Origin of the sequence: Bhargavaea cecembensis (genome assembly GCF_000826125.2) — a bacterium.
Taxonomy (GTDB): domain Bacteria; phylum Bacillota; class Bacilli; order Bacillales_A; family Planococcaceae; genus Bhargavaea; species Bhargavaea cecembensis_B.
The window spans coordinates 1894401-1914942 of record NZ_LN651373.1; the positions used below are offsets into that span (position 1 = coordinate 1894401).

The following is a 20542-nucleotide window of genomic DNA, read 5'->3' on the forward strand; positions in this document are numbered from 1 at the left end:
TTTACTGATCACATCAGACCGACCGCATGTCCTTCGCGGTCAACGTCCATATTCATTGCCGCCGGCTTTTTCGGCAAGCCCGGCATCGTCATGATGTCGCCGGTCAGGCAGACGATGAACCCGGCCCCGAGTTTCGGGATGAGCTCACGCACCGTCACGACGAAACCTTCCGGACGGCCCATCACCGCAGGATTATCGGTTAGGGAATACTGGGTTTTTGCCATGCAGACCGGAAGGATGTCCCAGCCTCGCTTCTCAATCTCCTGAAGTTGCTTGAGTGCCTTGTCCGTGAATTGGACACCATCTCCGCCATACACTTGTTGAACGACCGTGGCGACTTTCTTCTCAAACGGGTCGAATTCATCATACAGCGGATGGAACTCATTGCCTTCGCCGAGCCGGTCGAGCACGAGGCGGGCGACTTCCTTGCCGCCTTCCCCGCCCTGCGCCCACACATCCGCCGCGGCTGCACGGACACCGTTTTCCCGGCACCATGCCAGGACGGTCCCGAGCTCTTCCTCCGTGTCCGCCGTGAAGCGGTTCAGGGCGACGACCGGCTCGATGCCGAACGCCCGGATCGTTTCTACGTGGCGCGCCAGGTTCGGCATTCCCTTCTTCACCGCTTCCGCATCCGGCGACGCAAGTTCCGCCTTCGGAACGCCACCGTGCATTTTAAGCGCGCGCACCGTAGCAACGATCACGACCGCGTCCGGCTTGAAGTCACCCTGGCGTGCTTTGATGTTCATGAATTTCTCCGCACCGAGATCCGCGCCGAACCCGGCTTCTGTCACGACGACATCCGCCAGCCTCTTCGCCGTTTTCGTGGCGATGAGTGAGTTGCAGCCATGCGCAATGTTCGCAAACGGACCGCCGTGGATGAGTGCCGGCGTACCGCCGATTGTCTGGACGAGGTTCGGCTTGAATGCTTCCCTCAACAGCAGGACAAGGGCGCCTTCAGCCCCAAGATCCCTCACCGTCACCGGCTCCCGGTCATACGTATAGCCGATCACGATCCTGGAAAGCCGCTCTTTCAAGTCATCCAGCGTGTTCGCCAGACAAAGGACAGCCATGATCTCTGAAGCGACCGTGATATCAAATCCATCCTCCCGGGGAATGCCGCCCGCAGGACCGCCGAGACCGATCGTTACATGACGGAGCGCCCGGTCGTTCATGTCGAGCACCCGCTTCCACGTGATGCGCCTCGGGTCGATGCGGAGTGCGTTGCCCTGGTGAAGGTGATTGTCGATCAATGCCGCCAACGCGTTATTCGCGGTGGTGATCGCGTGGATGTCTCCCGTGAAGTGAAGATTGATTTCCTCCATCGGCAAGACTTGCGAATACCCGCCGCCTGCCGCTCCGCCTTTCATGCCCATCACCGGGCCGAGCGACGGTTCCCGCAGCGCCACCATGGTTTTTTCACCGAGCAGCGAAAAAGCGTCCGCCAGTCCGACGGTCACCGTCGACTTCCCCTCGCCGGCGGGCGTCGGGCTGATCGCCGTGACAAGGACGACTTTGCCGGACTCCTCCTTTTGCGTCAGCCGGTCCACATCAATCTTCCCCTTGTACCGGCCGTACGGTTCCAGCGCCAAGTCCGGAATGCCCGCTTTTTCCGCGATTTCCCCAATCGGGCGGATTTCCGCTCTCCGGGCGATCTCCAAATCCGTCAGCGGTTGCTCAGTCGTCCTCCTCATTGCCGTCTCCCCCTCCGAATTTCTTCTTCCTACTATTAGTATACACTCTTCACGCTATTTCTTCGGCCGTTGTTCTGACAATTCGGTGGCGCCGTTCCGCATAGCTGCATTCAATAGTGATAAAAGACTTTCTTGAAAGGATGAATCCGATCGAGCTGCCCGTCACGATCATCAGTCATCCCATCCGGATGTCCAGGCCGAAAGTGAATGTCGTCTATCAGCAAGTGGGCCGTCTCGCAAATCCTGTCGCCCAGAGCAGAATCAATCTGGAAATTGTGAAGAGCCTCGGCTCGATCATGCAGGAACTCGGATACGGCAACGACAACCTTCAGGAAATGACCGGCTACTTTGAAATCAAGACGAATGAGCGGGGTGTCCTGAGCCTCCTTCTGTCCGTCTATTCATTCACAGGGGGTGCCCACGGCCTGACGATCGCAAAAGGACTTACGTTCGACGTTCATACCGGTCGGCTTTACCGCCTGGATGAATTGTTTAAGCCCGGCAGTGATTACCGGGAACGGCTGTCCGAAGAAATCGCCCGGTTGATCAAAGACTGGGACATCGATCTGCTGGAGCCGTTCGAATGTATCACGGATGATCAGGATTTCTACATCGCCGACCACTCGCTGACCGTCTTTTTCCAGCTGTATGAACTCACCGCCTACGTATACGGCTTCCCCTATTTCCCCGTTCCGCTGAAAGACCTGGAGCCGGCAATCGAAAACAACAGCCTCCTTTCCAGGCTGCTGCCTTTTTGAAACGATCGTCTCTCCGGTTGTCCTGCCCGGAAACAAAAAATCAAAATAATTTTAGATAGGTATGTTTACCATTAATCGCACCGGGTAAAGTACCTGTACAAGGCGGAACACCTTTTGAAGTTCCGGATGGCGACGCCGTCCAAGGAACGGATCAGGAGATTTGCACAGCCTTGGCGGAAAATTTGCTTCACTGACACGCCGCATGAACGTCAGGACAATGTCAGCAGGATCGCAGCCGTTTGTCAATGGAACAAGAGGCAAATCATCAAAGGATGATGCGATTTATGGACACCAGGAGGACAAAAGAAGACGGACCCAAGTAATTGCCCGTCTCGCAGAGGATGACCGGAGCAATTCCGGGAAAGACCATGCAATGGACTCAGGGGATGGTAGACGATGGACACCAGGAGGACACAAGGAAGCGGACCGGCCTAGCCGACGTTTTCGTGCAAAGAACGACCGGAGTGATCCGGACAGTCGATGCAAGGACTCAGGAGATGGTGCCAATGGAAACCAGGAGGACGGCGGATCTGGATTGTTGTCAGCAGTAAGTTTTTTGTAAAAGTGCACTTGAACGCCTGACTGCGAAACGGTGGTCAACGAATTGACACCTCTAGCCGGAAAGGCAAAACGGCAGTTTTGGCCGTGCATCTGCAAAGACGTGATTGTGGAAGTGATCGTCAAGCGCAGTGAATCAAAGCGAATTTTCCGTGTGCAGGAAGCCGCCCGATCATCAGATCGGGCGGCTTCTCATGTGTCCGCTATATTTCAGCGCTGCTCCAGGAACGTGGCGGGCATGACGACGGCCACCACTTCTCCGGTCGCACAAACCTCCCCGTCCGCCTCCACTTCTACGGAAACTTTGAATTTCTTCGGATGGATTTCCTCCACTTCACCGATGGCCTTGAGAATCTTCCCGTGCGGTGTCGGCTTCTTAAAATCCACGTGGAGGGAAGCCGTGACGAATCTCGGCGGATCCTCTCCGTTCCCCGGTTCATGGCCGTTCTTCCGGTGAAGGGCGAGCGAAGCCGATCCGGTCCCATGGCAGTCGATGAGCGATGCGATCACGCCGCCATACACGAAACCGGGCAGCGCCAGTTCATCTGAAGCCGGATCATAATAAGTGACCGTCCGGTCCCCGTCCCAACCTGTCCTAAAATGGTGGCCCTTCGCATTTTTTCTGCCGCATCCATAGCACCAGGCGAAGTCGTCCGGGTATTCATCCTGAATTGCGTGCACCACTTTCTCTTCCTTCATACAATCCCCTCCTGTTCAAAAACCCCCCCATTTTACTCTCTTTCGACATTCCCATCCCTTTTTCCTTTTAATTTCTCCAATCAGAAAAGCCGCATCTCTGCGGCTTTTCCTTTAGGTATCAGTCTTCTTTCACTTTGATCCGGTCCATTACAAAGCGGCTCGCAGGGAGCGTCGGCATCCGGACCATGTTGATCATCAAATCCTGCTGCGGCACGTTGTACTCCAGACCGTTTACTAGGAAGCGGATGCTCTCTTCGATAATGATGACCGTCACTGGTTCGCCCGGGCAACGGTGTCCGTGGTTTGGATCCCCGCCGCCTTGCGGAATGAACGTGAACCGATCGTCCGTGAAGTCGTTGAACCGATCGGGGTTGAACTGCTCGGGCTCTTCCCATAGCCGCGGATCCCGGTTCACCCCGTGGAAGTCCATGAGCACCGTCTCCCCTTCGTTGAACTCATAGCCGTGCCATTCAAAGTCCTTCTTCGCGATGGCACCGAGAAACGGGGTGAACGGGTAGAAACGGCGGACTTCATTGGCGAAGTTATTGAGGTCTTTCTGGGTGTTCAGCTTTTCCTTCCACTCCGGGAAGTCATGGAGCGCGAGGGCCGCGAAGACAACAAAACGGGCCACGGCCACTGCCGGCCGGATTACGTTCAGAAGCTCGAGCGCCGCCATATGCGCATCCAGGTACTCTCCGGATTCCTGATGGAAAGCGACCACATGTGCGGCGGATTCCGGATCTGTCTCAAGCCTGCCTTCCCGCACGGCCAGGATGACTTCCTCAAGCCAGGCCTCCGTCCGGGGCCGGGCGTCTTCGCCGACCCTGAACCGCTTGCCGACACCGCCGGCCGCATCGATCAAGGAGCCGATGTCGTAGGCCCGGTTCCATGATTCCACATCGGTGAGCGGAACGCCCGTCCAGCGGCAGATCGCACGGAGGATCAGTTCCTCCGATTCGTCGAACAGGACCGCCTCGCCTTTGCGCTCCATCTCATGTCCCTTGCGATCCCATTCTTCTTTGACAATTGTCCTGAAAAGACCGAGCCGTTCATCTGACATGAGCGACATGAACATCGCTTTCCGGATCTTGTGCTTTTGCCCGTCCATTGTCTGGATGCCGCCCACGCCGAACAGCGTCTTCTGAACGCGGAGCGGAAGAGCGCCCTCCCGCTTGAACTTTGTTTCATCGTAAAACAATTCCGCTGCATCGCGTCCGGTCATGATTATCATTTTCTTGCCCAGCAGCCGGGTTTCAAATATGTCGGTGTCCATGCCGCTCATCCGTTTTCCAACATAGTTGTAACCTTCGGTCAGGAGGCTGAATGTATGATCGATGCCTCGTTCTTTCGGAATTTCTTTTGTCATCTTTACACCTCGTCCTTTTCACATACTTCCTCCTCTGTATTCCCCATATCCCCTTTTATTAACATGTTTCGAATTCCGTCTTTCAGAAAGTTTGCTATTCACTTTCAATAATGTGTGAAATATAATACAATTAGTTCGACAATCGTAACATTAAGGGGGAAACACCATGTCCGCAATTCCGCGTTCAGAAGTGAAGCTCGAAGAAACATGGAATCTCGAAGACTTGTTCAAAACGAATGCCGACTACGATGCACGCCTCAAGGAAATCGAAGAAGGCGCAGCCGCTTTTGCCGAAAAGTACAAAGGCAAAATAACCGATGCCGCGAGCGCACTTGAAGCGCTCAAGGACTATGAAAAAGCTTACGAAAAGATCATTCCGGCCGGCACCTATGTCAGCCTTCTCCAAAGTGAGGACCAGACAAACAGCGATTCACAAATGCGGGCGGCCAAGTTCGGTTCAGTCATGTCAAAAATCGGTGCAACGGTCAGCTTTTTTGAAAGCGAGCTTTCAGAGCTGCCCGAAGAGGAACTGAAATCCGCGATGGATCAATCGGAAGATTTCCGTGTTTATCTGAACAACGTTCTCCGCTTCAAGCCGCACCGTCTCCATCCGGAAGTCGAGAAGACACTCGCCGCCTTCGGATCGACATTCGATGCACCCTATGATCTGTATAACGTGACAAAACTCGTCGACATCAACTTCCCGGACTTCGAGGCAAACGGCGAGTCGTTCCCGAACAGCTATAACTTGTTCGAAGGCGAGTGGGAAACGGATCCGGACACCGAAAAACGCCGGGCCGCATTCAAGTCTTTCTACGACAAACTGGCCGAATACCAGCACACGACGGCGAAAACATACGACACGCACTTGCAGATTGAGAAGACAACGTCCGATCTCCGCGGCTTCAAGGACGTTTTCGAGTCGCTGCTGTTCGACCAGGAAGTCGATCGCGAGCTGTACGACCGCCAGATTGACCTGATCATGTCCGAACTCGCCCCGCATATGCGCAAATATGCAAAGCTGCTCAAGGGTGTGCACGGCATTGACCGGATGACGTTTGCGGACCTCAAAGTTCCGCTTGATCCGTCTTACGAGCCGAAAATCACAATCGAGGAATCCAAGAAATACATCTTTGACGCGCTGTCCGTCATGGGCGACGATTATGCGGACATGCTGAAGCGTTCGTATGATGAGCGCTGGACCGACTTTGCCCAGAACAAAGGGAAATCGACGGGTGCCTTCTGCTCGAGCCCGTACGGCGTGCATCCTTACATCCTCATCTCCTGGACCGGCAGCATGGAAGATGTATTCGTCCTGGCGCACGAGCTCGGCCACGCGGGCCACTTCTACAATGCGCATAATCACCAGGGCGTGTTCAATGCCCGCCCGTCGCTCTACTTCATCGAGGCGCCGTCGACAATGAACGAGATGCTCATGGCGAACCATCTCCTGGAGACTTCCGATGATCCCCGCTTCAAGCGCTGGGTGATCGCATCGATCGTTGCCAGAACGTATTACCACAACTTCGTCACCCATCTGCTGGAAGCGGCCTATCAGCGCAAAGTGTACGAGCGCATCGATGCAGGCGAAAGCGTTAATGCCGGCATCCTGAATGAACTCAAGCGCAGTGTTCTGGAAGAGTTCTGGGGAGAAGACGTGACGATCGAAGAAGGTGCGGAACTGACGTGGATGCGCCAGCCGCACTACTACATGGGCCTCTATCCGTACACATACAGCGCCGGGCTCACCGTTTCCACGCAAGTGTCCAAGCGGATTCTTGAAGAAGGCGAACCGGCCGTTCAGGACTGGCTCAAAGTCCTCCAGGCCGGCGGCACGAAAACACCGGTCGAACTTGCCAAGATGGCGGGCGTCGACATCACGACCGAACAGCCGCTGCGCGACACGATCGCCTATATCGGCAGCCTCGTCGACCAGCTGGAAGAGCTTACGAAAGAAATTGAAATGACTAAAGCGAAATAAGTACCGTACCGTCCCCTCCCCTTTCCGGGAGGGGATTTTTGATAGGCGTCCGGAAATGGGGTATAATAAGTGATTGTGGCTTGCCCCTATCCGGGGTGAAGCGGGTGGGAGAGGGATAACTGAATAGCAGGTATGAACAATTGATTAAAAAAGACTTCTTTGATTTAAAAGGTCACGACACGAACATCAGGCGTGAAGTGATGGCGGGGCTCATCGGGTTCTTCACGATTGTGTACATCATCGCCGTGAACTCCTTCATCCTGTCCGAGGCGGGGCTGCCGCTGGACGGTGCCGTCGTGGCGACGATCGTCACGTCATTTGCCGGCTGCCTCATCATGGGACTTTGGGCGAATGCGCCGATCCTGCTCGTTCCGGGGATGGGCATCAATGCGATGTTCACGTACACGCTCGTCGGATCGATGGGGATGAGCTGGCAGGAAGCACTCGGGCTCGTATTCATTTCGGGGATCCTGTTCGCAATTATCGCTTTCACCGGCCTGGCGGGCGTGCTGAACCGGGCGATCCCGCAATCGCTGAAAGAAGCGATTACCGTCGGGCTCGGCCTGTTCCTCATCTTCATCGGACTGGAAAAAGGCGGGTTGATCGAACGCGGTACGAATTCCATCATCGAGCTCGGCAACCTGGCGGATCCCGCGGTGATTGCGACTCTTCTGACGTTCCTTATCGCAATCGTCCTGTTCCTGCGCAACGTGAACGGCCATTTCCTTTGGAGCATCCTAGCCGGTACCGGCTTTGCCGCCCTTTTTGGAGTGCTCCCCGTCAAGGCGGATGCAGCGCCGGCCATTTCCTCTTACGGTGATGTGTTTGCGGCCATGTCGTTTGACGGAATTTTGTCGGCGGCGTTCGTCGTCGGGACATTCTCACTGACGATGGTCGTTGTCTTTGAGAACATCGGCCTCGTGCAGGCGCATACCGTCTCCTCGGGACATCCGGAAAAGTTCAAGAAAGCCTTCCAGGCCAACTCGGTTTCCGCAATGCTGTCCGGTCTGTTCGGAACGAGTCCGACCGTTTCAACTGCCGAAACCGGAGCGGCTATCGCGGCGGGCGGACGCACGGGACTTACAGCGATCGTAACGGGAATCCTGTTCCTGGCCTCGTTGTTGTTCCTTCCGTTCATCCATCTCATCCCGGACAACGCGATCGCTCCGGTCCTCCTCATCATCGGCGGACTCATGGTGCAGAATGTGCGGAACATCGATCTGAACGATCCGACCGAGGCCTTCCCGGCCATCTTCCTCATTGCCATGATCCCGTTCACCCAGAGCATTGCGGACGGGATTGCGTTCGGGTTCATCTTGTACCCGCTCCTGAAACTGTCAAGCGGACGGGGACGGGAAGTTGCGCCGCCGCTTTACATTATCGCCTTTTTGTTCTTGCTGAACTTCGCCGTGAACCTCATATGAATGAACAAACGAAGCGCCGCCGGAAACACCCGGCGGCGCTTTTACTGTGCTTAAACCGGTTTTTCCACCGGCTTTCTTTTCACTTCCGGGAGGCCCGGCAACGGTTTCGATTTTCCGGCCGGCTTTTCCGGTTCCGGTTCTTTGCCGAGCATATAGTAGTCCGTTTCTTCTTTGCTGAGCGAGAAGTACGATTTTCTCATGAATGCATAGAACGCGATTCCGGCCAGTGCCCAGCCGCCGAGCAGCAGGTAGGAAGGCAGCGTCAAGGATGCCGGAGAGGCAGGGATGAGGAGGAGGGCGAGGAAGCCGATGCTCGAAGCCATGCCGACCAAGGCGAGGACCGACTTCAGCGGCGCCTGCCCCTTCCCTTCTCGCTTCTTCTTGGCCAGTACTTTATAGGCGGCAAAGCAGGCGAAGAAATAGCCGATTGATACGCCGGTCGAAGACATGTCGACAATCCAGGACAGGGCCGGGCGTCCGAGCCACATCGCAGGCAGCGTAATCAGCGTGACGAACCAGATCCCCCATACCGGCACGCCGCTTCCCTTTGCGGTCTTGCGGAAGACTGCGGGCAGCGCACGGGCGCGGGCCATCGAGAACAGCAGCCGGCTCGACGACATGTAAAACCCGTTGAGTCCCGTGAAAATCCCCATTACGATGGCGACCGACATGACGAACAGTCCGGTCTTGCCCAGTGCCGAAGAGACGATGCTGCCGGTTGCCCACAATTCTCCGCCAGTGCCTGCGGTTCCCGGGAACGTCCAAGCGGTGAGCCCGATCATGACGGCATAGATCATGAATGAAGTGAAAAGCGATGCGACGATCAGCGTCGTGGCTTTCTTCGGGGAGAAGTTGAATTCCTCGGCCGCCTGCGGCACATTATCAAAACCGACATAGGCCCACGGGGCGATGGCGAGGATGAGAAGGACAGAGACGAACGGCGATACATTCCCGCTGAACAGGGAACCGATGTTGGCGATCGGCTCATCTGCAATGCCGAATGTAACCGCACCAAGGATGAACACACCCGCCACGAGCAGGACACTGAACCAGAACTGCAGGCGGCCCGACACACTCGCACCGGTCGAATTCAAAAATGCAAACGCAATGAGCAAGACCGAGGCGATCGCCACCTCCGGAATATAGATGTCCCAACCGGCCACCGTGTATAAATATCCCTGCTTCATGAAGCCGGGCATCAAATATTTCAGAAGCAATGTGAATGCGGACGCATTCAGTGCGACAATCGAGATGTAGCCGAGCGACAAGAACCAGCCGCAAAGGAATGCCCATGTTTTCCCGGCGGCCAGATAGGCGTACGTGAAGCCGCCGCCCGATACCGGATGCTCTTTGATCATGACACCGTAGCTGGAGGCGATCACCATCATGATGAGTGCGCCGAGGAACAGGCCGATCACGGCTCCGGCGGGTCCGGCCTCACGGATCCAGTCGCCCGGCAGGATGAACGCCCCCCAGCCGACCGAGGATCCGAGCGCAATCGCGAAAACCCAGGATGGCTTGAGTGATTTTTCCAGCTTCCGTCTTCGGGGTCCTTCCCCTTTTGCCGTTGAAGTTCTGCCAGTTTCCATAGATGCTCACTCCCTTGTTGTCTCACTTCATTCCCTATGCCGGAATAATAAAAACCAAAAACCCGGAAAATATTTTCCGGGTTTTGGCTTCTTTTACGAGAGACGATCCGCACGGATTTCCATGGCGTCCGCCATGAACCGGGCGAATCCTTCGCCGTATCCGTCCATTGTTTCCGTGAATCGTTCGTCCTGGATATACAGTTGCCCGAGGCCCTTGAAGGCTTCCGGCGAATAAGTGTAGCCCATGCCGTTCAGCATGTCATGCCACTGCGCGACCGCCTGCTGGACCTCTTCGGAATCCGGCGGAAGCTGCATCAGACTCGCGAGTTTCCGGAACTGGATATCCATTTCCCTTCCCAGTTCTTCCCGGCCGCCTTTACCGATTTTTTGAAGGTTTTCATTCTGACGGTCGACCGGCTCATCTCCCCATCTCTTTCTCGCTTCCTCTTCGTACGGATTTTTACTGAAATCAAATCCGTCAAACTTCTCCTGTTCATTCATCTTAATCTCTCCTTTTAGGCTTTGAATGGTCTTGTCGATTGTGCCGATCATCCGGCCGAGTCGTTCGCGTTTCTCGATCAGGGCTTTCTGCTGCAGCTCAAGTGCTTCCTTTCGGTCGAATGACGGACTATCGAGGATTTCCTTGATTTTCTCGAGCGGAAAACCGAGCTCCCTGAAAAACAGGATCTGCTGGAGCCGGTCCAGATCCTCTTCCCCATACAGCCGGTAACCGGCCTCTGAAACAGCCGCCGGCACGAGCAGCCCGATCCGGTCATAATGATGCAGAGTGCGGACGCTGACGCCGGCAAGATCCGCGGCTTCTTTCACTTTCCTTGGCACGGAGCACCTCCCCTTTCCTTGATGAATCAAGCATATACCCTGACGCTGCGTCAGGGTCAACATGTATTAAATAAAACGCAGACATTGAGCAGTTTCCCGTCTGCGGCTTTAACCTTTCCCGTTCGGGTACAATACAAGTACGTCCTTCCTTTCGGCTGAAACCGGCGGAAACACAGCCGGCCGGTCGAAAAGGAAGGAACCACGAGGAGAGGACGGAGCCATTCATGAAAGAACGCTACTCGAACGAATTCAACTGGCTGATCAAATCCAAGTCGCCTTATCTTCTTCAGCACGCCCGGAATCCGGTGAACTGGCTGGAATGGTCGACCGAGGCTTTTGAGCGGGCCCGCATCGAAAACAAACCGGTTTTCGTTTCGATCGGATACAGCACTTGCCACTGGTGCCATGTCATGGAGGGTGAATCGTTCGAAGACCCGGAAGTGGCCGCGGTGATCAACGAGTCGTTCATCCCCGTCAAAGTGGACCGGGAGGAACGGCCGGACATCGATGCGATTTACATGGATGCCTGCATGAAGCTGACCGGCCAGGGCGGCTGGCCGCTCAATGCGTTCCTAACTCCCGACCAGAAGCCGTTCTATGTCGGGACATATTTCCCGAAAGAGAGTGCGTATGGACGGCCGGGCATGATGGACGTTCTCCCGCAGGTCCGCGATGTGTACCGGAACGAACCCGGACGGATCCGGGAGATCGGCGACCGCGTGAAGGAAGCGCTCGAAGTCCGGCCCGAAACTTCCGGAGGCGACGTACCGGTGACGGTTCTTCACCAGGGGTTCGGCCAGCTCGCCCGGCTGTTTGACGGCGTCCACGGAGGGTTCGGCGGAGCACCGAAATTCCCTTCTCCCCATCAGCTGCTTTATCTGTTCCACTACAGCAAATGGCACGGCGAGCCGAAAGCCTTCGAAATGGCTGACCGGACGCTCGATGCGATGGCGAGCGGCGGCATCTACGATCAGTTCGGATCCGGCTTTGCCCGCTATTCGGTGGATGAGTACTGGCTCGTCCCCCATTTTGAAAAGATGCTGTATGACCAGGCGATGCTCATGATGGCGTATACCGAGGCGTGGCAGATGACGGGAGAACCCCGGTACGCCGGCATTGTCGCCGACCTCGCACAATTCATCCGCCGCGAGATGACGCACCCGGAAGGCGGTTTTTATTCGGCGATCGACGCGGACAGCGAAGGGGCGGAAGGGACATATTATTTGTGGACGGACCAGGAGGTTCACGAAGTGCTGGATGAACGGGACGCGGAGATCGTCTGTGCCGTCTACGACATCATGCCCGGCGGCAATTTTGAAGGAAAAAGCATCCCGAACATGGTCGGCCTCGACCTGTCGGATGTCACCGAGGAGTTCGGCATCAGCGACGATGAAGTGGAGCGCATCCTTTCGGAGTCGATCCCGAAGCTACTGGGGGCGAGGGAGTCCCGGGTCTACCCGCATCTCGACGACAAGATCCTCACTTCATGGAACGGACTGATGATCGCGGCGCTCGCGAAGGCGGGGGCGGCATTCGAAGACGATGAAATGATCCGGATGGCCGTCGAGGCCGAACAGTTCATCGAAGAGCATCTGTGGAACGGCCACCTCCTCTTCGCCAGGTGGCGCGACGGAGAGCCGAAGTACCACGCATACCTCGACGACTATGCCTATCTCATCTGGGGGCTGATCGAACTTCATCAGGCCGCCGGCGAAGACAAGTTTATCGGGCACGCCGTCCGGCTGGCGGAGCTGCTTGAAGAGCGATTCACGGACGGTGAAGGCGGCTTCTATTTCACCGACAAGGAAGGCGAAACCCTTCTCGTCCGTGAAAAGGACATTCTGGACGGCGCCCTCCCTTCCGGAAACGGCGTGGCGGCCATACAGCTGTGGCGGCTCGGCAAACTGACGGCGGACGAGCGCTGGATCCGCCGTTCCGAATCGATCATCCGGGAATTTTCAGGCGAAGCCGGACAATACCCGAACGGCACGCTCACGCTTTTGATGGCCAGGATGGCTTTCGAAGCCGGCGGACGCGAGATCGTCGTCACCGGCAGCAGTCCGGAAGATCGCACTGATCTGCTCGATCAGCTCCGGTCGGCGTTCCTGCCGTTCGATGTCTGGGCCGAAGGGACGACCGAAAACCGTGAAGGACCGCTGTCCGCCCTGCTTGAAGGAAAGACGGACAGCGAACAGCCCGTATCGGTGTACATCTGTGAAAACCATGCATGCCATGCACCCGTGACCGGCATCGAAGCCGCGGAAGAAGCACTCGGACTCGATTGAACCGGACTGTCGAAAGGAGGGATTCCGTGAAGATCATCCTGATCAGCGACACTCATATGCCCCGGATGGCGAAACGGATTCCGCCCCGGCTTGCCGAGGAGTTGGAGACTTCCGACTTCATCCTCCATGCGGGCGACTGGCAGACGCTCGATTTGGCGGACGAGCTTTCCCGGTATGCACCGGTGGATGGCGTCGCCGGCAACACAGACCCGCCGGAAATCGAAAAGCAGTTCGGCCGGAAGAAGCTCTTGACGCTTGATGGCCTCCGGATCGGCATCGTCCACGGGGACGGAACGGGCGGAACGACACCCGGACGCGCACTGGATGCTTTCAAGGATGAACGGCCCGACCTCATCCTGTTCGGCCATTCCCATATCCCGTTCATGGAAGAACGGGACGGCATCCTCCTGTTCAATCCCGGCTCTCCGACGGACAAGCGGAGGCAGCCGCAGTTTTCTTTCGGTGTCCTGGAAACCGGCGACGGAGATCCGCGGCCCCGGCATGTCTTCTACGACAGCAAACGATAATCAGGCACATAGAAAAACCGGCAGGGAGACGGCTTCCCTGCCGGTTTTTTCGTGTCGGATTTCCGACTGGGTATCTTTAGCCGCGAGCGGGCGGCTTTAGACCGCGAGCGGGTCTCAGCCCTGTTTCTGCAGATGCTTTGCGCAATTATAAAGCGTGCACAGGTTCCGGTCTTCATGCAGTTCGACGACGGTCACGGACGTATTGAGGATCCGCTCCGTGTATTGCCGCTCCGGCGTGAGGGCGCGAAGCATACGGGCGATGAATCCGCCGTGGGTGATGATGAGCACCCGGTCTTCCGGACGCTTCCGGATGTCTTCCAGAAAAGCCATCCCACGGGCGACCATCGCCTCGTCCGTCTCCATGCCGTATTCTGCGGAGCGGGCCCTCCAGCCGGCGCCCCACATTCGGACGCGCTCCTCTTCCGTCGTGCCTTCCACCTGACCGCCGCTCACTTCCTTCAGCCGGTCGTCGAAAAGCAGGCGGATATCCGGAATCTTTTCATGGATGATCTCCGCTGTCTGTCGTGTCCGCATCAACGGACTCGAATACATGATCTCCCATCCTTCTTCCGCTAGCCGCACGGCTGCCCGGCGTGCTTCCGCCACTCCTTCCTCGTCGAGCGGAATGTCCGTTCCTCCCTGCCATCTTCGCTCTTTATTCCATTCGGTGATCCCGTGTCGGACAAAACCGATTTCTTTCATGTTGTTCCCTCCAACCGTTCTGTTTCTTTCGGGCCTAGTGAGTAGTTTTCGGGGTATCGGCCTGTTTTACCTTCTTTCCCCGCTCCCGGAAGCATGAAAAAAGGGCTGCGATTGCAGCCCCTTCCCTATTTCAATCCTATCATCTGGCTTCTTCCGACTGGTCGTTCCTTAAAGTCGACAGCACCGACAGATCGGCCATGATCGGCAAATGATCGGATACCGCCGTGTCGATTACATCCGCCCTGCGGACCGTCTGCGACAAGTCGGCAAATATGTAATCGATCTTGGCACACGGCTCTGTCCGTCTCCCGCTCTCCAGTTCAATCGAGCGTGCCGGAAACGTCGGCACCAGGCCCAGTTCGGATTTGCGGAACACGTCGTTGAATCGCTCGTCCATCGCGGCGATCGACGGATGTGCCGGCTCCGCGTTGAAGTCGCCCGTCACGATCGTCGGGAACGGCGACTTTCCGGTCAGCTTCAAGAGGCGGCTGACGCCAAGGCGCAATGCCTGGTCGCTCAGGCTCATATGGGTGCTGAAAAAGTTGAGGTAGGTGCTGCCAAGATCGATGAATGTTTCAAGAATGCCTCTCGGTTCCGGATCTTCCCCGTTTTCCCCGGCGGGTGTGAGCGGGTGGTTCACCGCATACTTGACCGGGAAGCGGCTGAGCACGGCATTGCCGTATTTTCTGTGCGGCTTGCCCGGTTCCAGCGGCGGCTGAATCACATTCGCGCCAAATCCGTATTGCATGCCGAGCATTTCCGCCAACAGGGCTGCCTGGTCCGCAAAGCCGCTCCGGGCGGAAAAATGGCGATCCACTTCCTGCAAACCGATGATGTCCGCGCCGGATGCACGGATGACCTCGGCCGTTCTGCGGAGATCGACGTGCCCGTCCATCCCCATTCCGTGGGCCATATTAAACGACATCACGCGGATCGTGTTCATTCCCTGGTTTTTATCTGTCGGGTGTTGCCGGCCGGGCCAGCCGGCTGTGTCGCCAATCATCTTGATCTCTCCTTTTGGGTGATCACCGGTTGTCGATTCATCTTCATCCACACTATAACCGGCGAACATTTAGGAAGTGTAAGCCTAACGTTAAGGATTGTAAAGACGGCTGGCCCGCTGTCACCAATTCGTCAACTTCCTTGCAATTCCGAATCGAATAAAGCTTGTTTTCAAAGCGGATACTAAGAGCGTAAAAGGAGGTCATTCGTCTGGACAAAGCATGGCTTCACCCTGCGATCCTGTTGTTATTATTGTCTTTTGCGGATGCATTATTCACGTCGCTCGGACTACGGGCAGGCATCATTGAAGAAGCCAATCCCCTCATGGCCGGACTTTACGGATTCTCCCCGGCGGCTTTCCTGTTCATCAAAATTGCGCTGCCCGTTCTACTGGTCGCCATGATCGGGAAAGTCCGGTCCTCCGCAACTGTCCGCTTCCTGCTGGCGGCCGCCCTCTGTGCCTACAGTTCCGTTCTTCTATTACATGCTGTCTGGATCGTTTCCATGTAATTCATTCCCCCAGAAGATCTTTAAAATTTCCGATCAGATGGAGCTCGTGCATCGGACGTGTCATCGCCACGTACAGCAGCTTGCGGTCGATCTCCGATCCGCCGAACGAATAGTCGAATGCCGCGATGAGGACAGCGTCAAACTCGAGTCCTTTGGCCAGATGCCCGGGCACGACAAGCAGGCCGTCCTGTTCGGGATCCGACTCCCCGTCGAGCAGGCGCACGGCAGGATCCAGTTCGCGGAGCGACAGCTGCATGGCGGCGGCTTCTTTCGACGTTTTCGTGATCAAGGCGACAGACCGGTGTCCGCGCTCCCTGGTCTCCCCCGCGATCCGGAGAACCTGGCCGGGGTCGAACACATCCCCGGGATGGATTTCCGGTTCGCGCCCGTGCCGGACGACCGGTTCGACGAGCGGCAGGTCTTCGTCCAGCTTCGCAAGCATCCGGTTCGCCGCATTCATGATTTCGACCGTCGTCCGGTAGCTTTTCTGCAAGGTCCTGAACGCGGCGCGCGGAAAGAGTCCGAGGACGGTCTCCCATCCGGTCACGGACCGGTAGGAATGAATGCCCTGCGCCAGGTCCCCGACAATCGTGAACATATCCGTGCCGAGCCCTTCCCGGAGCGCCGCAAACTGAAAGGCACCGTAGTCTTGCGCCTCATCGATGAACACCGCACGCATTTTCCATGCCTCGTCCACGCCGATGAGCTTTGAATGAAGCCAGTACAGCGCCGCCAGATCCTCGATTTCCCACCGCTCCCGGACATGCGCTTCCCTGAACCGGTTCCGCTCCGTTTCCGTCCACCCCCGCGCAACCCGGGCCATCGTTTCCGGGTCCGTCAGCCACAATCTGTACCGCTTTTTTACGTCAAACCGCTTGAATCGCTTCATATAGGCGGCGACGGTCTTTTTCCCTTCCGCCCGGATCGCCGGAAGCCGCGCGTCCCGTTCGTCGATGAGCCGGGTTGTTTTCGTCTTGCGCAGTTCCTCGTCGCGGATTCCGAACAGCGCCTTGTCAAGTGCCTGTTCATACCGCCCGGTCAGCGAAGTGAGGATTTCCTTCAGTTTGCGCCTCACTTCAGTCTTGAGGATCGTCCGGATCCGGTCGAGCCGCTTCTGGAGCGGCAAATAAGCGAATTCCTTCATGAACAAACGCTGCAGGCGTTCTTTCCGGATGATCCGGTATTTCTCGATATACACGTCGTCAAAGAGCTCCGCCGTTTCCCGCTCGATCATCCGGACGAGCCGGTTCATCAGGTCCCGGTACTCGAGGGAGCCCTTCAGCCGGGAGATCGAAATCGCCTCATCGCTCCCCGTTCGGTGTTCGGCGAGAATCGCCAGTTTTTCATCGGGATCGGCCAGTTTCAGCTTCAGCCCCGTTGCCGCGAGCACATACTCCGGGAAAGTCGTCTGCTTGATCCATCCCACCCCGAGCTCAGGCAGCACATCCGCAATATAGCCGATGAACAGCCGGCTCGGCGCCAGGATCATCAGCTTTTCCGCGGGGAAATCAGCCCCGAGTGTATAAAGGAAATAAGAGATTCTGTGGAGTGCAATCGTCGTCTTGCCGCTCCCCGCGGCCCCCTGGACGATGACCGGCCGCTTGAGATTGGCCCGGATGATCTCGTTCTGCTCCTGCTGGATCGTCGAGACGATCTCGGTGAGCCGGACATCCGCCTTGCCGGCGAGCGCCTCCTGAAGCAGTTCGTCGTTCGTCGTCAAATCGATGTCCCGGATATCCCGGAGCTCCCCCTGCTCGATCTTGTATTGCCGCTTGGCAAACAGATATCCTTCGTTTTCCTCTCCGTTCACCTCATAGGAAACATCCCCGAGCCGTCCGTCATAATAAACGTTGGCAACCGGAGACCGCCAGTCCACGATGATCGGATCCTGCGTCTCCCGGTGGAACAGCGACGTCTTCCCGATATACAGCAGCTCCGACGGCTCCCCTTCTTTTCTGAAATGAATCCGTGCAAAGTATGGACTTTGCCGTATTGCCTCCAGCCCTTCCTTCTGTGAAGCGGCCATTTCGAAAAACCGGGCATTCGTCAGGATGTTGATATAGCTCTGACTGGAATCCAGATGCTCCGCGTCTCCGATCGCCTGGCGGATGTTCTCCCTGGATATTTCTGCTTCCCGTTCCGTCTCGCCGAGCAGCTTCTCCATATACTCCTTCGTATAGTCGAGCCGTTCCGCCTCCGACTCATAGTCCGGATGATCCTTCGCAGACATGCCTATCCCCTCCTTCGGCTGATGCGAACCTAAATAGATAAGCATTGTACCACTTGGAAACGGCCCCTTCAACGGCCAGCACATGTTCCGCGCACTAAAAAGCAGGCGGAGAAATCACCTTCTCCGCCTGCTTCGCAAATAATCTCATGATACTATTTCTTCTCTGAACCGACTTCCATGGCGATTACCATGATAATGATCATGACGATCATGAATGCCACAAGCATCAGGAACATGTGCTCATCTCCTTACCAGTTGATAAAGCCTTTGGATCCCGGAGGGGCATCCTGAATGAGGTGCGTGATCGGAATGGCATAGGCGATGATGATCAGCGCAAGGGCGATGCCGATCCAGATCCACCAGTTTTCCAGCCATTTCGGTGTGGCGGATGCGTCGCTCTCCGCAATCGGGAATTCCGCATACAGGTCGTTTTCCAGGGAACGCGGTTCCACGAACCAGAGTCTCAGGACGATCACGATCAGAAGCATGGCCGAGAAGAACAGAATCGTTCCGCCGATGGCAATCGTCCCCGTGTTGGTGAAGAAGCCATCGAACCAGGCGAGCACTGTCGGATTATCATTATAGTGCGAGTACTGTGTGCGCCGCGGAGCGCCCATCAGGCCGAGAATGTGCTGAGCCGTCGACATGAGGATCATGCCGACCGCCCAGGATCCGATCTGGACATAGGCAAGCTTTTGCGTCGTCTTTCCGAGCGTGCGGCCCGTCAAGTACGGAATGAGCCAGAACGAAATTCCCATGAATGTCATGGCGACCGGCGTTCCGACCGTAATATGGAAGTGCCCGACGACCCAGAGTGTATTGTGGATGAACTCGTTCAGCTGGAAGCTGGCGTTGATGATGCCGCCGGCTCCGCCCGGGATGAAGAATACCATGGCGATAAAGATCGATGTGAAGCGGATATCGCCCCAAGGCAGCTTGCCGACCCAACCGAAGAGCCCCTTTGCACCCTTCCGGCGTCCTGAAGTTTCAAACACCGCAAACAGGGAGAACGCCGTCATGAGCGTTGGAATGACGACCATGAATGTGAGGGTCACCTGCAAGAATTTCCAGAAATCCGCCACGCCCGGCTCGCTGAGCTGGTGGTGGAAGCCAACAGGGATCGAGAACAAAATAAACAGCAGGAATGACAGCCGGGCGAGCGAGTCGCTGAACACTTTCGTCCCCACGAGTTTCGGAATGACGAGATACCAGGCCATATAGGCCGGCAGCAGCCAGAAGTAGACGAGCGGGTGCCCGAAATACCAGAACAGTGCGCGGCTCAGTTCGACGTTGATCGTGTCGACGAAGCCAAATGCCCAAGGAATGTACTGGAACAGTACGGCTGCCACGACGCCGAGGCAGCTGATGATCCAGAGGGCGAATGTCGCCATCGTCATGAACGCAAACAGCGGACTCAGTACGCCCGGGTTCTTCCGGCGCCATTGCATATAATGGCCGATGAGCGCGAAGCTCATGATCCATGTGCCGATGATCAGGAGCGCAAGATCGACATAGAACCAGCCGCTCGCCTTCAGCGGTGCGTAGAATGTATAAAGGACACTGGCACGGCCGGAGATGATTTCGACCGTTGCCCCGACAGTACCGATCAATGTGACAAAAAATCCGATCCAGGACCAGAGACGCACTTTCGGACCGAAGCTTCCCAGCGACTTGCTCATGCCCGTGATCAGGAATCCATAGATGAAGAACGTCGTGTAAACGAGGGCAAGCAGCACGCCGTGTGCCGTCAATACTTGATAATAATCCAGCCAGGCCGGCAGTTCCAACCGGTCATTTCTCATGAATACTTGAATAAGTCCGCAGAATGTCCCGATCAGGAACGCGGTGTACGCAACGGCGATATTCGATAAAGCGAGCTTCCGTTCAGAGTTTGCGATCATTCCTCAAACACCTCGATTTCCGTGTACATGAAATGGTGGCCCGTTCCGCAATATTCATTGCAGATGGTCAAATATTTGCCGGGCTTGTCGAACGTGTAGCTCTTATGGCTGATCCGCCCAGGTACGACCATCATGTTCACTTTCGTGTGAGGGATCGTAAAGCTGTGCACAACGTCCTTGCTTGTAACGGTAAAGCGGATTTCCTTGCCGGCCGGGACTTTGATTTCAGCCGGTTCATAGCCGTAGGTCATTGCCTTGATCACGACTTCGTACGTGTTGTCGTCGATCTTCCGGACGCCCGGTTTATCGAACGGGGCAGTGGTGTCCACTTTGTCCGGATCGATCGTATCCAGTCCGCCGGCCGGTGTCTGGCCCTGCGCGAATGCGGTGACGCCGACAATCCCCAGGAAAACAAGCAATGTAATGATTCCGAACGCGAGCCAGATCTTTTCAAACTTATGCAGATGCATGCGGGTTCC

Annotated in this window: 16 protein-coding genes; 6 read left to right on the forward strand and 10 right to left on the reverse strand. The window is 56.4% G+C overall.

What is annotated here, in order from left to right; genetic code table 11:
• Positions 1-8 precede the first annotated feature (8 nt).
• Positions 9-1691: a formate--tetrahydrofolate ligase gene (locus BN1189_RS14850; protein ID WP_040229098.1), complete on the reverse strand. Its 1683-nt coding sequence runs from the start codon at positions 1689-1691 to the stop codon at positions 9-11.
• A 140-nt stretch (positions 1692-1831) separates the two neighbouring features.
• On the opposite strand from BN1189_RS14850, the gene BN1189_RS14855 reads away from it, so the two are divergent.
• Entirely contained in the window at positions 1832-2449 is a 618-nt protein-coding gene (locus BN1189_RS14855) for a DUF3298 and DUF4163 domain-containing protein (protein ID WP_040229099.1), read from the forward strand.
• A 768-nt stretch (positions 2450-3217) separates the two neighbouring features.
• Here the strand turns inward: BN1189_RS14855 and BN1189_RS14865 are convergent.
• Together BN1189_RS14865 and BN1189_RS14870 are read right to left on the reverse strand one after the other, a co-directional pair.
• Positions 3218-3706, reverse strand: a complete 489-nt coding sequence (locus tag BN1189_RS14865; RefSeq protein ID WP_040229101.1) for a PaaI family thioesterase — start codon at positions 3704-3706, stop codon at positions 3218-3220.
• Positions 3707-3824: 118 nt separating this feature from the next.
• On the reverse strand, positions 3825-5072 hold the full coding sequence (locus tag BN1189_RS14870; protein WP_040229103.1) for a cytochrome P450: 1248 nt from the start codon (positions 5070-5072) through the stop codon (positions 3825-3827).
• A gap of 166 nt (positions 5073-5238) precedes the next feature.
• Here BN1189_RS14870 and pepF point away from each other — a divergent pair, with 166 nt between their 5' ends.
• Both pepF and BN1189_RS14880 read left to right on the forward strand, forming a co-directional pair.
• Positions 5239-7053, forward strand: coding sequence for an oligoendopeptidase F (gene pepF / locus BN1189_RS14875; RefSeq protein ID WP_040229104.1), 1815 nt, complete (start codon positions 5239-5241; stop codon positions 7051-7053).
• 119 nt (positions 7054-7172) lie between these two features.
• Positions 7173-8477 (forward strand): NCS2 family permease, encoded by a 1305-nt coding sequence (locus tag BN1189_RS14880; protein WP_373604628.1) that lies wholly within the window; start codon positions 7173-7175, stop codon positions 8475-8477.
• Positions 8478-8527: 50 nt separating this feature from the next.
• Here the strand turns inward: BN1189_RS14880 and BN1189_RS14885 are convergent, their stop codons facing one another.
• A complete protein-coding gene (locus tag BN1189_RS14885; protein ID WP_082194288.1) occupies positions 8528-10066 on the reverse strand; it encodes an APC family permease in 1539 nt (512 codons plus the stop codon).
• 93 nt (positions 10067-10159) lie between these two features.
• Positions 10160-10906, reverse strand: a complete 747-nt coding sequence (locus BN1189_RS14890) for a MerR family transcriptional regulator (RefSeq protein ID WP_040229107.1) — start codon at positions 10904-10906, stop codon at positions 10160-10162.
• Between the two features lie 224 nt (positions 10907-11130).
• Here BN1189_RS14890 and BN1189_RS14895 point away from each other — a divergent pair, with 224 nt between their 5' ends.
• Complete coding sequence (locus BN1189_RS14895) at positions 11131-13191, forward strand: thioredoxin domain-containing protein (protein ID WP_040229108.1); 2061 nt, start codon at positions 11131-11133, stop codon at positions 13189-13191.
• Between the two features lie 26 nt (positions 13192-13217).
• The gene (locus BN1189_RS14900; protein ID WP_040229109.1) at positions 13218-13718 is read left to right on the forward strand and encodes a metallophosphoesterase family protein; all 501 of its coding nucleotides are present in this window, start codon (positions 13218-13220) and stop codon (positions 13716-13718) included.
• Positions 13719-13832: 114 nt separating this feature from the next.
• Here BN1189_RS14900 and BN1189_RS14905 read toward each other — a convergent pair whose 3' ends face one another.
• Positions 13833-14420, reverse strand: coding sequence for a histidine phosphatase family protein (locus BN1189_RS14905; protein WP_040229110.1), 588 nt, complete (start codon positions 14418-14420; stop codon positions 13833-13835).
• Between the two features lie 139 nt (positions 14421-14559).
• On the reverse strand, positions 14560-15423 hold the full coding sequence (locus BN1189_RS14910; RefSeq protein WP_052455900.1) for an endonuclease/exonuclease/phosphatase family protein: 864 nt from the start codon (positions 15421-15423) through the stop codon (positions 14560-14562).
• A 251-nt stretch (positions 15424-15674) separates the two neighbouring features.
• Here BN1189_RS14910 and BN1189_RS14915 point away from each other — a divergent pair, with 251 nt between their 5' ends.
• Positions 15675-15932, forward strand: coding sequence for a DUF5658 family protein (locus BN1189_RS14915; RefSeq protein WP_257125428.1), 258 nt, complete (start codon positions 15675-15677; stop codon positions 15930-15932).
• Between the two features lies 1 nt (position 15933).
• Here the strand turns inward: BN1189_RS14915 and helD are convergent, their stop codons facing one another.
• From helD to BN1189_RS14930, 3 genes are all read right to left on the reverse strand, one after another.
• A complete protein-coding gene (gene helD, locus BN1189_RS14920; RefSeq protein WP_040229112.1) occupies positions 15934-18162 on the reverse strand; it encodes an RNA polymerase recycling motor HelD in 2229 nt (742 codons plus the stop codon).
• A 248-nt stretch (positions 18163-18410) separates the two neighbouring features.
• On the reverse strand, positions 18411-20063 hold the full coding sequence (locus BN1189_RS14925) for a b(o/a)3-type cytochrome-c oxidase subunit 1 (RefSeq protein ID WP_040229113.1): 1653 nt from the start codon (positions 20061-20063) through the stop codon (positions 18411-18413).
• Complete coding sequence (locus BN1189_RS14930) at positions 20060-20533, reverse strand: cytochrome c oxidase subunit II (RefSeq protein ID WP_040229115.1); 474 nt, start codon at positions 20531-20533, stop codon at positions 20060-20062. The genes BN1189_RS14925 and BN1189_RS14930 overlap by 4 nt, the downstream gene beginning before the upstream one ends.
• Positions 20534-20542 lie beyond the last annotated feature (9 nt).